The organism is Bifidobacterium stellenboschense (assembly GCF_000741785.1).
Taxonomy (GTDB): domain Bacteria; phylum Actinomycetota; class Actinomycetes; order Actinomycetales; family Bifidobacteriaceae; genus Bifidobacterium; species Bifidobacterium stellenboschense.
This window is the reverse complement of sequence record NZ_JGZP01000021.1, coordinates 13,498-28,781: the sequence shown is the minus strand read 5'-3', so window position 1 is coordinate 28,781 and position 15,284 is coordinate 13,498. Positions and strand designations below refer to the sequence as shown.

Below are 15,284 nucleotides of genomic sequence, written 5' to 3'. Positions count from 1 at the left end.
AATGGCGGCAAACCATACAGGTTGCGCTCCGAACCATGCACAAGCGACCGGAAACCATGCAGGAACGGTGTCGAACCATGCACGAACGATGTAGAGCCACATGAGATTGCGTGGCGTGAACCGTCCGCTTGCCTAATCTGCTACATTTGCGATAACACCGCCGACACGACGAGGAGCCGTCATGGTCTCGAATGATTCCACCGCCTTCAGATTCCGGGTTTCATTGCGTCTTGATGGGTGTGAATGTTGGCGTGAGGTGCTTGTCCCCGCCTCGATGACGTTCTTCGATTTCCACGTGGTATTGCAGGAGTGCTTCATGTGGTATGGGGCTCACCTGTTCTGCTTCTGTGCGACGCTTCCGGGCGGTAGACAAGTCCAGATGGGGGAGCCGGACCCTTGGGGAGAGGATCCCGTATATCGTGAAGGCAGGTATGAGCGTTTCATGCCTGTGGAGCCGTTCCCCGAACTGTTGGTATCCAGGGAAACGGAATTGGGAGACGCGTTTCCGAAGACGCGGACGGCACGCTACTACTACGATTACGGCGATTATTGGATTCACGACGTCAAACTGGTGCGAACCTATCGCGGTACGAGAATCAACGATCCGCAACTATGGAACGGTGCGGGAGACGCCCCTCCCGAGGATGTCGGAGGAATCCCCGGATACGAACGGTTCATGACGGTCATAGCCGATCCGGATACCGACGAATTCGCCGACATGGCCGCTTGGGCCAGAGAGCAGAGGTGGGACAGATTCGCGCTCGACAAGCAACGTGAACGCCTGTTCCATTGGCGTAGGCATCGCGACATGATGCTGTGATTCAGTGGATGGTCGGTAATGAGACTCGATTTGTGAAGGAGAGCACGTTGATTGTTCCGTTGGGGACATTCGAAAACGAGATGACGTCGCGTAGTCTCGAATATGCCTACGACTATGTGGATGAACGACGCATCCATCTATTGGAGGAAGTCTCCGCCGGACTGTTCCATGCCGAAGTGGATGGTGCCGAACGCTATGACGTCGACATCAGGCTGCGTGACGACGGTATCGTGTTCGCCTCATGCACTTGTCCATACGATTACGACGGATATTGCAAGCATGTCGGCGCGGTCCTGTTGAAATTGCGTGATTGCGGCGGGCAGGGGAAGGCTGTTCATGCGGGGCCTGCGAAGCGGGTCACGACGCGTTGCGAACGGGTGTTCGATCGGGTGCAGGGGCATATGCGCAAGGTTCTCGGCCTAGCAGAGGGAGATGCTTGGAGTCGGGGGCGGCGTGTCTATCTCGTGTGGGATCAGACTGAGATTTCCGCTATCGTCCAGGCGAATCCTGATTTCGCTTCCACCAATGACGCATTGATGCCTGACGAAACCATGAAGAGGGTGATGGAAGCACCCATACGCCGTCACCTTGACGGCGATTACGGGTGGCGATTCGAATGGGGTGATTCGGCTCTCAATGGGGTCATGGACGTTTTTGAGGAGGCCGAACGATCAACCGATTATCCACGGGCGGTGGCGCACATGTGCGCGGCGCTGCGGAAGACCTGGTGGTTCGGCAGGCAGATCGACGATGACGAGGACGGCGTCCTGCAGGAGTATGTCGATCGGCTTTGTGACCGTCTTCTCGCTTATTGCTACGTCGTTGCGCCACGGGTTTCCATCGAACAGGAGAAACGTATGCTCGACGAGATAGGGATGCTGATCGATGATATTCCGATGGATGAGATGTCCTATTGGAAGGCTCCGCCATTGGCGTGCGTCATCCCGTTCGCGGACATACATGGCAGAGGGCTTCCACGTGGGGACACGGCGGGCGACGCGCCACGTCGGCATGACGATGCCGCTGAAGGACATGCCGCGGAGGCGGCGCGCTTCCTTGACGGCATGGAGAAGCGGGTGGTTCCCCATCGTGGACCGCATGAGGGAGTCGTCGCATCATCCGACACGTGGAACGGGTTTCGAGAGCTTGTAGCCAAGGTTCGCTACGACTACCTGCTGTATCGCGGGGAGGGGAAGCAAGCCGATTCCCTGTTGCATGACAATATCGATGCCCCGGTATGCCGCAGCATACTGTTCGCCTACATGTTTCTGGATGAACGGTACGCCGACCTCGCCGCCCTCATCGAAAAGACAATCACGGACGACAAGGTCCGGGAGAACGCCGCACGGTGGAGATTCGCCGTCGATCTTCCGCACGGGGAACTTACCGTGCTTGAAGCCTGCTACGAGCGCATGGGCGACCGCGAAGGCATTGGGCGGTTGTATGAACGATATGTGGCATACGGTGATTCACCCTCGGATGAACGTTACATCCCCCTATTGAAGGCGATGGTGGGGGACGGATGTTGGCCGCAATGTGTACGGAACATTCTCGGCTGTTACCATGACGCGGATTTCGGCGGCCGTGCCTTGGCACGACTTATTTCGGAGGAAGGACTGTCCGACGAAGCCGTGCATCTCGTCACGCTACGGCCGGATCTGCTCCCCGAGCTGCTGTACGTCATCGGCATCGACCATGAGGAGCTTGCCGAAACATACGTGCGAGAAAGACTCCCACTGACCCACGATTTGCGTCAAGGCAACCGTACCGAATACCGCGGCATCGCGGTATGGATAGAACGATACCGTCACGTATTCGGTCTTCACAGAGCCGAAAAGCTCGCGAAGGAGGTCATGGCGAAATACCCGCGTCGTTACGCATTACGCGAGGAGATTGAACGAGCGCTACGATAAACCGTGCCACGAGGGTGCCCTCATCGCCCTCCTCTCATATGGAAAGCAATCGGTAATGGCGTCGGATCGTCTCTCAGACCGTTGTCCGCCCGCACACGTGGAATGAGAGAAGGAACTCCGCCGTGCCATTCCGGGTACGGTGGACATCGGAAAGGACACTTGCGCATGACGCTGCTCAACGAATACTACGTGCCCGGACTGCACGTCGAAGACCATGCCATCGACGTGCCGCTCGACTGGGCCGGCCACGAACCCGGCAAAGGCTTCGACGGGGAGAGCATCAGACTCTTCTACCGCGTCGTCACCACCCCCGAGCACATCCACGACGATCTGCCGCTGCTCGTCTTCCTGCAAGGCGGCCCCGGCGGCGCCTGCCCGCGCCTGTTGAACCCGACGAGCGACGGATGGATCGAAGAGGCCACGAAGCACTTCCGCGTCATCCTGCCCGACCAGCGCGGCACCGGGCGCTCCAACCGCGTCGACACGCACACGATGGCGCGCATCGCCGCCGCGCATGACGGCGACGGAGCTGGGGCCGAGACCGCCATCGCACGAGAACAGGCCGACTACCTCAAGAAGTTCCTCGCCGACTCCATCGTGCGCGACTTCGAACACCTGCGCCGCACCGCATTCGGCGGACGCAAATGGGTGACATTGGGACAGAGCTACGGCGGATTCCTCACCCTCACCTACCTGTCCCTCTACCCGCAGGGCGTGACCGCGAGCTTCACCACCGGCGGCATCCCGCACGTGCCCGCCGACGCCACCGAAGTCTACGAACACACGTTCCCGCGCATGGCGCGCAAAACCCAGCAATTCTACGAACGCTACCCGCAGGACCGCGAACGCGTCGCCGCGCTCGCCGACATGCTGCCCACCGTCGCCGACGTGAAGGGCTTCACCACGCATCTCGCCGACAGCGTGCCGGAGACGATGGCGGCCGACGGACTCGGGCAACGGCTCGGCATGATCGCCGGCATGGCCGCGCATGGGTTCCCGCTGCTGCCCAACGGCGACCCGCTGACCGTCGAACGGCTGCAATGCCTCGGCTCCGATTTCGGCATGAAGCCGAGCTTCGAACGCGTCCACTGGATCCTCGACGACGCGTTCGCCGACGGCGACGGCTCCACGTCGGCGGGCGGCGACGAGACGCTGTCCGACGAATTCCTCACCAAGGTGATGAACGCCACCTCGTCGCGCCCGCTCTACTGGCCGCTGCAGGAGTTCATCTACGCGAACGGCGAATTGGAGCGGCCGATCCGTTGGGCGGCGCAGCGCGTACGCGACACGAAGCCGGAATTCGGCGCGGGGGAGCGGCCGCTCACGTTCACCGGCGAGGCGATGTTCCCGTGGATGTTCGAACAGGAGGCGGCGCTGCGCCCGTTCAAGGCGGCGATGGATGTGCTCATGGAGGACACGCGCTTCGGTGTGATCTACGACGAGGCGCAGCTCGCCCGCAACGAGGTGCCGCTGCAGGCGGCCGTCTACTTCGACGACATGTACGTCGATTCAGGACTCCAGCTCGACACGCTGTCGCGCGTCGGCAACAGCCACTACTGGACGACGAACGAGTTCGAGCATGACGGTCTGCACGGCCCGGTCGTGTTCCGCCGCCTGTGGAACGAGGCGCTGGACAGGGGAGACCTCAAGGAGTTGTTCTGATCTCCCGAAACATCGACGGCGCTATGATGGCGTGCATGCGGCATGATACCTGCGGCACGGCATCCATGGCGCGGTACTTACGGAAAGGACACGGACGGATATGACCGATCTGAACGACATCACCATCGGATTCATCGGCTACGGCAACATGGCACAGGCCATCGCGCGGGGGCTCGTCGACGCGGGCGTCGTGCGCGGCGGTCAGATCGTCGCCTGCGCCGCCCACTGGGACAAGCTGGAGCGGACCACGGCGGAGTTGGGTGCGCGCCCGTTGCACAACGCGCTCGAGGTCGCCGTCGCGGCCGACGTGGTCGTCGTCGCGGTCAAGCCGTACCAGATCGAGGAGGTCGTGGGACCGCTCGCCGGGGAGCTCGCCAAGCCCGGCAGAATCGTCGTGTCCATCGCCGCCGGCTGGGATCTGGAGAAGTACCGGAACCTGTTCGCCGGCAGTGCGGATGGCGAGAGCGGCGCGGACGTGCACGTCCAGTGCACGATTCCGAACACGCCGATGGCCGTCGGCAAGGGCGTGCTCGTCACCGAGACCGCGAACACGCTGACCGAGGATGAGACGGCGACGTTCGAGGCGCTGTTCTCGCCGATCAGCCTCATCGAACGCGTCGACACCGCGCATATGACCATCGCGATGGTCATCGCCGGTTGCGCTCCCGCGTTCACCGACATGTACATCGAGGCGCTCGGCGACGCCGGCGTCACCTACGGTCTGCAACGCGCCACCGCCTACCGGCTCGCCGCGAAGATGGTCGAAGGCGTGGGAGCGCTCTACATGGCCACCGGCGACCATCCGGGCGTGATGAAGGACGCGGTCTGCTCACCCGGCGGCACCACGATCCGCGGCGTCGCGAAGCTGGAGAAGGACGGGTTCCGCGGCGCCGTCATCGACGGCGTTGACGCGATCATGGCGTAGGGGAGCGGCCGGACCGTTCCCCGATTGGTCATTCCCCGAACAGCGGCGACATGCCTTCGGGCGTCGCCGCCCTGCGCCGTTTCGGGATGAGGCGCGCCTCGACGATCCACGCCCCGTCGACCAGCCGGGCGCGCGCCTCGAACTCTCCCGATTCGAAGCCGCGTCGGTCGCCCCGGTTGATCTTGTACGCGGCCTTCAACGCCGCGGCACGGTTCGCCGGCGTGGCGACGCGATGCCATCCGGGGTTCGCGGTCAGCCATTTGGCCAGCTGCGGGCCGTTGCGTTTCGTGCCCGTCACGGTGGCGCCGTCGATCAGGGGAGTCGGCGTCCCCGATCCGAGCAGCGCGAGCGCGTCGAGCCACGCATGCGCCGCCTCCTCATCGGGGAATTCGAAGATCACACGTACCGTATCCGCCATACCGTTCCACTGTAGTCGCGTGACTCGCCGGATGCCCGTCGATGCGTTACCTGCCGGCCGCGGCCCGTGCCTGATGTTCAGCACGGTGTCTTGGCTGTGGACGTCCGGATTCCGATGACGGCCGGCATCATGCCGATAACGGGGTTCGTGCTGCATAATCGTGCATCCCGCAACCCGCTGATGGAACTCGGACTGAGAGGTTCCGTGATCTCGCATGGTCCGTCGGACTGGGCCTGCGGTCCGCCGGTTCCGTGACGTTGGATTTCCGGCAGGCGGCCGGATCCGTGGGGACTATGGGCGACCAGATGAGGCAGGTGGCCTCCCGCGCCTATGAATCCGCGATGACCGGCAGCTTCGCGGCCGCGACGGCAATCATCATCGTCACTCTCGGAACCGTCGCACTGATATCCCGCATGGTGTCGAGGTGAGAGTCAGGCATCGGCGGATTGCGTCGGCGTTTCCCGTTACAGGCATAGAATCGGCCGTACAGGTGGGGATTAGGCGTTGATGGCTCTAACGTGCGCCCTTCAGCGGTTTGCTTCTCGGTCTTGAGTTAGTCGAGTTCCTTCTGGAGTTTCGCGGTTTTGGCTTCGGCCTTCTGCGATTCCTTGAGCTGTTACAGCTCGTCGGCCGCGGCTTTGTTGTCCTTGGCGCGTTTCTCCCACTCGCGCGAGCGGGATACGGCTTCGCGGTATTTGGCTTCCCAGTCCGTGGGCGTGGCTTCGCCCGTGCGGCTCGCCCGCGTCCTGCTGTGGGATGGTGGTGTCGGTGGCTTCCTCGGCATGTGTTCCGCCTATGGATGCTGATATGGGCCCGTTTCAGGCATAAAAACCACCCGTGCGTGTGGTTGAGAACAGAAAAGGTCAGTAAAGTACCGACGGATCATCCTTGAATGGGATTTCCGGTAATGAGGTCTTTGTCGCGATGGCGGTTATTGCCTTATCCCGAAAATGCGGGTCGCAGTCGATTCCGCCATATTTGAAGAACACGGGGAATGCGTCTGGGGTAAAGGGGGGTACCATGTCCCGAATGTATCGTAATATAGGTCGGCCAGTTGCTTGTCGGTGAGTGATGAAAGCTTGATTCCCGAGCTGTTGTTGTCCACCATCAGTGCGCGTCCTTAATCATTTTGGGAAACAGGTTTGCCGAAATGGTGCAATAACGTTGAATCAACGTCCATGATTCCTCGTCGGCAATCTGAGCTGTCAGCATTTCGGCGAAGGCTTCCGAAACCTGAGCATATGGTCTGTCCTTTGAACCATAATATCCGGGAGCATGCCTCGCCCTAGAATGCAGATGGTGCATATCGCCGAGACTGGCTGGCCGGATAGTCATTGATTCCGGCTTAAATCACATCAAGCACCGCAAAGCTATGTTCACCCCACTGAAACGGGGAATCGTGATATTCTTTGAATGGAGCGGATTCCTACCGGGGTTATGTCACCGGTGTCTGGGCCGCTTCTTTCGTGTTGCTCCCACTTGCGGGAGTGGGCGCGTTCCGCTTCGAACTTGGCCTTCCAGTCGGTGCCGTCGTCGGTGTCGTCCGTTCCGGACTGTCCGCCGTTCTCGCCGCCGGTGCCGCCCGCGTCCGTGCCGGGGGCGACTGTTCGAAGGCGGTTCGGCATGCGCAGATACCAGGGCAGGCTCGTGTTGAACATGGGTGTTCTCCTTTTGGGGTTGGGGCCCGTTGCGGGCATAAAAAAACCACCCGTGCGGGTGGTTATGAACATGAAAAATGGCTATAGGGCCAAATCAGAGCTGTCCGAGGGCCTTCTTACGCGCATACTCTTCCTGCAGCTTGTCCGTGGACAAGCCCGGTTCGTTGCGCCAGCGTTTCTTCCACTGGGCCGATACCCATGCCCATTCCTCGTCGGACGGTGGGACAAAACCGATTTTCTTATGGATGGCGGCAATTTCTTCCGGGTCGGTGATGGGATGGAATTCCCCTTGGAACGTGAACTTGTCCAACCTGTCGGGGGCGATCGGCATGTCACACCATCCTTAGATAGACCAGCGGCGAGCCATCCGGGAGCGTGCCGAGACCGTCGACCATGAACTTCATGTCTCTTGGCAGAAGGACCTCGTTCTCGCCCGGATGCTGTGTGAACGGTTCCAAGTATACGCCGTGGCTGCCGGGCGGGACAAGGATCCGGGTGGCGATGCGGTCGCCGTCGCCGGCTGCCACACCGCCTATGTTGGTGGTGCCCGCGGCATATCCGGCGTGGGGGAATATATCACCACGTTTGACGTTCACGAGGTCGTCGACGGAATTGATTTTGAAGAAGTCGATTCGCATGAGGCGGTCGACGGTGAACACGCGTCGGGTCTCGTGGTCGTGCATGGCCTCGTCGATGCGGTCAATCCATGAGCGGATTTCCGGCGTTTCGTCGAGGAAGCCGAACAGATGGCCGTTGATCTGCGTGTAGTCGTCGCCGGACCAGTGGACGAGCGCGTCCTTCTTTCTTGCCGGCGTGTACCGGTCTCCGGGTTTGGTGATGCTCATGTCCGAGAGCCTTTCCAACTCGTCGGCGGTCGGGGGGATGGGCTTGTGGCTCCAGCGGATGTTCGGGGTCGGGGTGACGCCGTCGCTGAGCTTGTCGGGGTAGATGCGGCGCATGGCGGCGAGTTCGGCGTTGCGTGGCGCGTCCTCGCCGGCCGCGGCCTTGCCCGCCTCGTACATGGCTTTGGACTCGCGCTGCGACGGGGTGAGCACGTCGTCCTTCCATCCGGGGATCGCCGTGCAATGGCAGTGTCCGTCGTGGAACGAGCCGCCGAGCTTGGCGGTCTCCTCACTGTGGTAGACGAAGCCGCGTCCGGCGAGCATGACGCAGAACGCGCATGGTCTCGCGCCTCCGGTGACTCGCGCCCAGCGTGGGCCGGTCGGATCGTGGGAGAGGTTGTATTCCATGGTGTAGCGGGCGGAGGCCGCGTCGGCGAGCGCCTCGAGATCATCCTGATACCCCTTGGTCAGTCGTCCCAGCGTCGCCTCCAGTTCCCGGCGCTTGTCGTCCGGCAGCGGCGGGAGCCGATGCATGGCCTTCGGCCTGGCCATCGGAACCCTCCCGCCCGTTTTGCGGGCGCGGTATGCGGCCTAGTTGCATTTCCGCGAACAATATTCGACGACAACATCGCATAGAGTGCGGCGTCACACAATCCTATGGAGTCTATATTCTTGAAGTCGTGTATTGACTTACTGCGTATCCTATCTTATAGGTTTTATCATTATGAACGCATTTGATGCGATAGGTATTATCAATGGATATGAAATATAGAAGTCTGGTAAGAGTGTTCCATGCCGACCGGTCGACCGACTCTTTCACCAACCATGAGAAACTCGCCCGGCAACGCCTTGAAGCCGACTCCACGTTCCGTACCGGCATCGTCACGCCCCTGGGCGAGCTGTTCATCGCCACGCCACGCGAGACGTCCATGCTCACGGAGAAGATACTCCTCGCCGAACGGCGCGTATCCCGGCTCTGGAACCAGATTCCGGGCGTTATGCGCTGGGACTATATACGGCACGCCGTCAGCGAGGAGCTGTTCGCCACTAACGAGATGGAAGGCGTGCGCAGCACCCGCGGAGAAATGCGTAACGCTGTGGAGGCCGCCGACAAAGCGATGAAGGATGGAGACGCTTCCAAAGCGCGGTTCGGCGAGTTCGCCAAACTGTATCTGAACCTCACCGACAAGGAAACCGCGCTGCCATCGGGAATCGCGGACATCCGCGGCATCTACGACAAGGTCGTGCTTGACGAGATCGACGACAAGGACAGGCCCGACGGCGAACTGTTCCGGAAAGACGACGTGGAGATACAGGGGCCGCACGGTCTCGCGATTCACAACGGCGTCCGCGGCGAAGGCACCATCGGTGCGCTCCTTGCCGATATGATTCATCTCGCGACGTCCGACGAGATGCCCCGCCTGCAGGCGGCTATCATGTCGCATTTCCTGTTCGAATACATCCATCCGTTCTACGGTGGCAACGGCCGGACCGGCAGGTATCTTCTGGCCCTGTACCTGAACCACGATCTGACCGTGCCCACGGTACTGTCCCTGTCCAGGACCATCGCCTGCAACAAGAACGCCTACTACAAGGCGTTCACCGAAGCCGAGGACAAGCTGAACCGTGGCGAACTGACGTTCTTCGTGAACGCCATCCTCGGATTCATCAGGAAGGCCCAGGATGAACTGATCGACGAACTCGAGGTCAGGGTCGACCGGTTCGACAAGGGCGGCGCGGTCTGTGAACGGTTCGAACGGGAACACGACCTGTCTGCGAAGGCGTCTTCGATTCTATACGGTGTGATCCAAGAGGAGCTGTTCGATTCGTCCAGGTCCATGTCGCTGGAGGACGCCGCCAGCCAGATCGGACTGTCCAAGCAGAGCGCGAGGAAATACGTGGGGGAGCTTCTAGAAGCCGGACTCGTGACCCAGTCCGGGAAGCGCCCGTTGAGGATACGGGTGTCGGAATCGGTGAGAAGCGTCCTCGCGACGGGAACGGAGAATTCCGTCGAAGAGCGGTAGTCGAACCTCGGCCGCCTCCTCCGAAGGCGACCGCCCCCTCCCTTGACATCCAGGAACCTTTGGAATCAAGCCGTTTTACAGGACCTGAAGACCCTACTTCAAGGCGTTGGGGAGAACCTGAACTCGACTATGCCGCCGGGCTGCGTCGCATTTCGCTGGAAAATAGTGGTACTGCATAGTGATTATCCCGCACCGCAGCAGCACGACGAGATCACGAGCCGTTCGGCCGGGATCGGATGTTACTTCAACGCGCGGATAGACAGGTGTCTCACGATTCCTTCAGGAATCAGGCTTGCCAAATTCAATATCATGGTATTAAATAATCATTCGAAAGGAGACGTGATGGAAAACAAGGCGACCGCGGCGCGCCAAGATGCGAAGACTCCACGGGCGGTAATGCCCGGCGACTTCTTGGCGACGATGCACTATATTGTCGACGCCTATACGCGCACGGCAAACGCCACGCTGAAGCCTTTGGGTATAACCATCGCCATGGCGGGTGCGCTTTCCGCCATTGATGAACTGCCTGGTGGGCGGGCTTCGATGAAGCAGTTGGAGCGCCTGCGTCATACGTCGCAGTCGGTGACGCTTGGTCTGGTCAATCGGCTGGAAAAGCGGGGGCTTGTTCTCACCTATGGCGATCCGAATGACGCTCGTGTGAAGATCGCCGCAATCACCGACGAGGGACGTCGTATACTTCGCGAAGCCCGGCTCGTGACGGTGCCCTGCGTGAAACGTATGCTCTCCGGTCTTGCGTCGGGCGAGCATCTGGAGCTGGAACACCTCCTCGATAAAGTGTGGGACGGCATGAATCAATGATGCAGCGCAGGATATCTTGCGCCAAAAGCAGTGGACATATTGCATGAAAACATTCGTATGCGCAATTCAATACCATGATATTGAATTTTACGTACGTAATAAGGAGCTCGCTATGGTACCGAACCCGTTTCACGACCAAGTAATGCACGAGGAGAATAGCATGACGACGAAGCACAATCATGCGAAGGCCTGGTTCCACTTTGATCCTGTCGATAAGAAGAGACCTCCACTACATCAGGAAAACGGTCGCATCGGCAGGAGGGACCGCAGGGGCGAATCCGGAGTCGACCATGGGGCGAATAATAATCCATTCCCTAAGTTTTCTATTGGTTGCATGGAACGATAAGGCATGGAAGAGACGTCTTCTGGCACAACTCAACGAACGCACTGCGGCGACCATTGTCATCGGGGATCACAGACTCAATTTCCGGCCCGATCGCCGTATCGTCCACTGTGGCGCGATTCGCGGCGATGATGCGCCCATGGAACCCACCGAGATCACGTATGACGGGTTGAAACTGTTGCTTTACAGGAAGCCGCTTCCCACGGATAGCCTACGGTACGTGTGATTGGCGATCACCATTGACATGTCCCCGGCTCGGACGATATGGCCGGTGGCCTTGCGGATTCCACCCCCGCCTCGTATTTGGCAAAGGCGTGTTTTGCCCATGTAATCACGATTGGAGGATCGTCTTATGGAATTACTTGAACTGTTTCTGGTACTGCTTGCCGCGGTGCTTGTTTCCACCATCGTCACCCAGCTGCTGCCGCGCGTATCCCTACCGCTCACGCAGATTCTAATCGGCGTCGTCATCGCCCTGTGCATGCAGGGCGGCCGTAGTTTTGTGATTGATTCCGAGCTGTTTCTGGTTTTACTGATCGCCCCGCTGCTGTTCGATGAATCCCGCAACGCCGACAAGGTCGCCCTGTGGAAGAATAGGGCATCGATTCTCTCGCTTGCGATAGGCTTGGTATTGGTGCTGGTGCTGGCCGTGGGCTTCACGTTGCGTGTCATCGAGCCATCGATTCCGCTTGCCATCGCGTTCGCATTCGGTGCGGCCCTTGGCCCCACCGATGCGGCCGCCGTTGCCTCGATGGCCAGATCGGTGTCGCTTTCCGAACGTCAGGAATCACTGCTCTCCGGAGAATCCCTGTTCAACGACGCATCCGGAGTCGTCTCCTTCCAGTTCGCCATCGCCGCCGTGACCATAGGCACGTTCTCGCTGATCGATGCCGGCAGATCCTTTGCCGTCAGCTTCTTCGGTGGCATCGGCATCGGTCTCGTGCTGGGCGCGGCGGCTCTCCTGTGTACGAACGTCATTCGCAAGCACGGCACGGAAACCCTGACCGCACACATCACCTTCGAACTGTTCACCCCGTTCGTGGTGTTTCTCACAGCCGAGCATCTGCGAGTCAGCGGCATTCTTGCCACGGTCGCGGCGGGTCTCCTGATATCACTGGCACCACGCCCGATCAGCGCATACGCCACCAAGCTGTCGATTTCCTCCTCCGCCGTGTGGAAGGTACTTGATTTCGTGGCCAACGGCGCTGTGTTCGTCATGCTCGGCATGCAGCTTCCCGAAGCCATCGTGCCCGGCTGGCGGGGCGGCGACGATGTCGGCAATGCGGCGATCATCGGCGCCACGGCCGCGATTGCGGCTGTTCTTGTTGCAGCGCGTTTCATGTGGGTGCTGCTGATGGAAGCCTGCCATCGGGACGAAACCACCCACAAGCCACAGGGATTCTCGAAGACACTCGCCCGCGATGCGTTCGTCACCACGTTGGCCGGCCCCAAAGGCGCGGTCACCCTGTCCATCATGTTCACGATTCCGCAGGTGATGGTGAACGGCTCCGACTATCGTGAGACGATCATCTGCATCGCTTCCGTGGTCGTGCTCATCACGTTGCTGCTGGCCAACTTCCTGATGCCCGTGGTTGCCCCCGAGAAGGACGAGTCGAAGGGGCGGCACGAACGTGCCGCGTACGCCGCCATCCTTCAGCGTGTGCACGATCGCATGGAGGAGCGATATGTCGGTTCGCGGGACTCCCGTGCGCTGGGCTTGGTGTTGCACGGCTACGATACGCGAATCGCCGCTCTCAAGGACTTGAAGATCTCCGACAACCAGATGCACATCGCGAACATCCGTGAGATGCGCGTGTGGCGAGACCGTGGGAATCGGGCCGAAAAAGGCATCGATGTATCCAAACGGAGATTCGGACGACGTAATACGATGCCAACAGGCCCCGTTCGCTTGACGAAGGACGAGGTCCGCCGCATGATGGCGCAAGCTTCTGACCTGTATGCCGAAGCGCTACGTATGGAGTTGGAGGAGGTTCGGCAGGCGGCAACCCGGGGAGATATCGCCAAAAAGACCGCGAAAGCCATACGTGAGGAAATCTACCTGCTGCAAATGGGCTTGGATGAATGAGAGCCAGCAAGCCATGGGCGAATGTCCGGCCCGTAAGGCGCGAATGGTAAAGGACCCGCGAAAGCCACTCGTGCGAATCCAAATATTCAGATCGAAAGCTGTGTCTTCATGGCGATGACGTCGCCCCAAACACCAAGGGCCTTGGAATCACTGGAATCCCAAGGCCCTCGACGCTACCTGACAATCATTTCTTAGATGTTGGGGAGAACTTGAACTCGACGATGTCGCCATACGGTCTCAAGGGCGCATAAACGATTGTCACAAGTAGACGCACGTTCACTCACCGTTAAAACATCACAGCAAACCCAGAACCCGCATGAGCTGGCGTCCGATATTCGTCATGGCTGCATCATCGACCGCGCCGATTCTGTATCCCAACAGTTTGCGGTCGACGGTGACGATTTTGTCCGTCATCACGTAGCTCACCTTGTTCAGGCCATTCTCCGGACTTGGTTCCAATCGGACTCGCGTGTCGATGTCGGAGGAATCGTATGAGGTCAGCAGGCAGGTGATGACGGAGTCGAACCGGTCGACGGCGTCGTTCTGTACGATGACGACCGGTCGAGGTTTACTGGCGTAGCCGTCGGCCTGCAATGTCCAAATCTCACCTCGTTTCATCGGACATCCTCAAGGCGAGACGGCCGGCGTATTCGGTGGCCTCCCGTTCGGACGCAAACGGCTCCACGTCATTTCGCGGCAACCGCACCTCATAGGGGAACCCGCGGTAATCGTTGAACGCGATGATGAACATGCGCAGTGCATCGGCCGGAGTGGTACCCAACTGTCGGGTGGTCTCCTTGAACAACGCCGCCTGTTCGTCATCAACCCGCGTGGCAATCTGCATGCTCATAGCCACTCCTTACTGCTGATCAGCACCTTTTTGAATCATTATTGTATCAAATATTTGATTTGAAGTGACGTGCCTGACGGCGACATCCAATCTCGCCAACACCGAATCGAAGAAAGCCTTGTCCCTCAAAACGATGGCGTCGTCCAAAATCAGTAAGGGCCTTGGAATCACTGGGATTCCAAGGCCCTCGACGCTACGCCCTATTCGACAACTACTTGCTCACGTTGTTGAACTTGAACTCGACGATGTCGCTATACGACATCAAGCCGAAACCAGTTCACCGTGAACGGTATATTCATATGAGTGCTCGTATAGATACGTGGGAGAAATGTCAATAGCACCGTTGCGCCAAGTCAGGATTCCGTGGTCGATATGGAAGTTCTCAAACGCCTTCTCGTCCTGTAACGGGGCGAAAGCGGGAACATCGTCGTACATTTCAGTGAAATCACACAGACGAGTCTCACCCGTGGAGAACGTCACCAGCATGACATGGTCATCCGTGACGCGGGCCGACCGGACCTCCAACTCACGAACAGGTTCATCCGCATACAGGATGCCGTTCACTTCGAACATGACGGGCTCCTTTCCCTTACGAATCCTCACGAAAGCGGCTTGATGCGATCGAACGGGCGTCCGGACACGGCCTCGTTCCACGCCTTGTACAGTTCATCCTCATGCAGGATCAGCCATGCGACCACCAGTTTGTATTGCTTGGCGGGAAGGGAGCCGGCCAGCAGCTCGCCGTCGATGCCGATGGATGCTTTGAAGTCGCCCTAATACACATGAACGTGCGGCTTGTGATGCTCGCTCTCGTCCTGATACATCATGCGAATGATGATTCCGAAGAACCGACTCAGCTCCGGCATGCCGCACCTCCAATCCGATATCCCATACAGGGGAAGACCGTATTCCGAGTATATTCCA

16 protein-coding genes and 1 pseudogene are annotated in these 15,284 nt (G+C 59.6%); 8 read left to right on the top strand and 9 right to left on the bottom strand.

What is annotated here, in order from left to right; genetic code table 11:
* The first annotated feature begins 181 nt into the window (after positions 1 to 181).
* The 4 genes from BSTEL_RS09540 (at position 182) to proC (ending at position 5,320) form a co-directional block, all read left to right on the top strand.
* Positions 182 to 820, top strand: coding sequence for a plasmid pRiA4b ORF-3 family protein (locus BSTEL_RS09540; RefSeq protein ID WP_034529966.1), 639 nt, complete (start codon positions 182 to 184; stop codon positions 818 to 820).
* 32 nt (positions 821 to 852) lie between these two features.
* A complete protein-coding gene (locus tag BSTEL_RS09535; protein WP_238567692.1) occupies positions 853 to 2,733 on the top strand; it encodes an SWIM zinc finger family protein in 1,881 nt (626 codons plus the stop codon).
* A 165-nt stretch (positions 2,734 to 2,898) separates the two neighbouring features.
* The gene (locus BSTEL_RS09530; protein ID WP_034529965.1) at positions 2,899 to 4,395 is read left to right on the top strand and encodes an alpha/beta fold hydrolase; all 1,497 of its coding nucleotides are present in this window, start codon (positions 2,899 to 2,901) and stop codon (positions 4,393 to 4,395) included.
* A 100-nt stretch (positions 4,396 to 4,495) separates the two neighbouring features.
* A complete protein-coding gene (gene proC / locus BSTEL_RS09525) occupies positions 4,496 to 5,320 on the top strand; it encodes a pyrroline-5-carboxylate reductase (protein WP_084686246.1) in 825 nt (274 codons plus the stop codon).
* Between the two features lie 28 nt (positions 5,321 to 5,348).
* Here the strand turns inward: proC and BSTEL_RS09520 are convergent, their stop codons facing one another.
* A complete protein-coding gene (locus BSTEL_RS09520; protein ID WP_034529964.1) occupies positions 5,349 to 5,738 on the bottom strand; it encodes a hypothetical protein in 390 nt (129 codons plus the stop codon).
* 293 nt (positions 5,739 to 6,031) lie between these two features.
* Between BSTEL_RS09520 and BSTEL_RS12920 the strand changes: the two genes are divergently transcribed.
* Complete coding sequence (locus tag BSTEL_RS12920) at positions 6,032 to 6,166, top strand: hypothetical protein (RefSeq protein ID WP_274518546.1); 135 nt, start codon at positions 6,032 to 6,034, stop codon at positions 6,164 to 6,166.
* 188 nt (positions 6,167 to 6,354) lie between these two features.
* Here the strand turns inward: BSTEL_RS12920 and BSTEL_RS12380 are convergent, their stop codons facing one another.
* From BSTEL_RS12380 to BSTEL_RS11565, 4 genes are all read right to left on the bottom strand, one after another.
* Positions 6,355 to 6,522: a hypothetical protein gene (locus BSTEL_RS12380; protein ID WP_238567691.1), complete on the bottom strand. Its 168-nt coding sequence runs from the start codon at positions 6,520 to 6,522 to the stop codon at positions 6,355 to 6,357.
* A gap of 592 nt (positions 6,523 to 7,114) precedes the next feature.
* The gene (locus tag BSTEL_RS09515; protein WP_034529963.1) at positions 7,115 to 7,396 is read right to left on the bottom strand and encodes a hypothetical protein; all 282 of its coding nucleotides are present in this window, start codon (positions 7,394 to 7,396) and stop codon (positions 7,115 to 7,117) included.
* Positions 7,397 to 7,490: 94 nt separating this feature from the next.
* On the bottom strand, positions 7,491 to 7,727 hold the full coding sequence (locus BSTEL_RS09510; RefSeq protein WP_034529962.1) for a hypothetical protein: 237 nt from the start codon (positions 7,725 to 7,727) through the stop codon (positions 7,491 to 7,493).
* Between the two features lies 1 nt (position 7,728).
* The gene (locus BSTEL_RS11565; protein WP_051923050.1) at positions 7,729 to 8,790 is read right to left on the bottom strand and encodes a VG15 protein; all 1,062 of its coding nucleotides are present in this window, start codon (positions 8,788 to 8,790) and stop codon (positions 7,729 to 7,731) included.
* 203 nt (positions 8,791 to 8,993) lie between these two features.
* Between BSTEL_RS11565 and BSTEL_RS09500 the strand changes: the two genes are divergently transcribed.
* The 3 genes from BSTEL_RS09500 (at position 8,994) to BSTEL_RS09485 (ending at position 13,510) form a co-directional block, all read left to right on the top strand.
* Positions 8,994 to 10,262, top strand: coding sequence for a Fic family protein (locus BSTEL_RS09500; RefSeq protein WP_034529961.1), 1,269 nt, complete (start codon positions 8,994 to 8,996; stop codon positions 10,260 to 10,262).
* A gap of 42 nt (positions 10,263 to 10,304) precedes the next feature.
* Positions 10,305 to 11,081 carry a MarR family winged helix-turn-helix transcriptional regulator gene (locus BSTEL_RS12520; protein ID WP_084686244.1) on the top strand — a complete coding sequence of 259 codons (777 nt, stop codon included), beginning with the start codon at positions 10,305 to 10,307 and terminating at the stop codon, positions 11,079 to 11,081.
* A 695-nt stretch (positions 11,082 to 11,776) separates the two neighbouring features.
* Positions 11,777 to 13,510, top strand: a complete 1,734-nt coding sequence (locus BSTEL_RS09485) for a cation:proton antiporter (protein WP_051923048.1) — start codon at positions 11,777 to 11,779, stop codon at positions 13,508 to 13,510.
* Between the two features lie 294 nt (positions 13,511 to 13,804).
* On the opposite strand, the gene BSTEL_RS09480 is transcribed toward BSTEL_RS09485, so the two are convergent.
* The 4 genes and pseudogenes from BSTEL_RS09480 to BSTEL_RS12915 all read right to left on the bottom strand — a co-directional run.
* Positions 13,805 to 14,128 (bottom strand): type II toxin-antitoxin system PemK/MazF family toxin, encoded by a 324-nt coding sequence (locus BSTEL_RS09480; protein WP_034529959.1) that lies wholly within the window; start codon positions 14,126 to 14,128, stop codon positions 13,805 to 13,807.
* The gene (locus BSTEL_RS09475; protein WP_034529958.1) at positions 14,115 to 14,360 is read right to left on the bottom strand and encodes a type II toxin-antitoxin system RelB/DinJ family antitoxin; all 246 of its coding nucleotides are present in this window, start codon (positions 14,358 to 14,360) and stop codon (positions 14,115 to 14,117) included. The genes BSTEL_RS09480 and BSTEL_RS09475 overlap by 14 nt, the downstream gene beginning before the upstream one ends.
* Before the next feature lie 261 nt (positions 14,361 to 14,621).
* Complete coding sequence (locus BSTEL_RS09470; RefSeq protein WP_034529957.1) at positions 14,622 to 14,933, bottom strand: DUF2442 domain-containing protein; 312 nt, start codon at positions 14,931 to 14,933, stop codon at positions 14,622 to 14,624.
* Between the two features lie 26 nt (positions 14,934 to 14,959).
* Positions 14,960 to 15,118, bottom strand: a pseudogene (locus tag BSTEL_RS12915) (DUF4160 domain-containing protein); the annotation flags it as partial.
* Between the last annotated feature and the right edge of the window lie 166 nt (positions 15,119 to 15,284).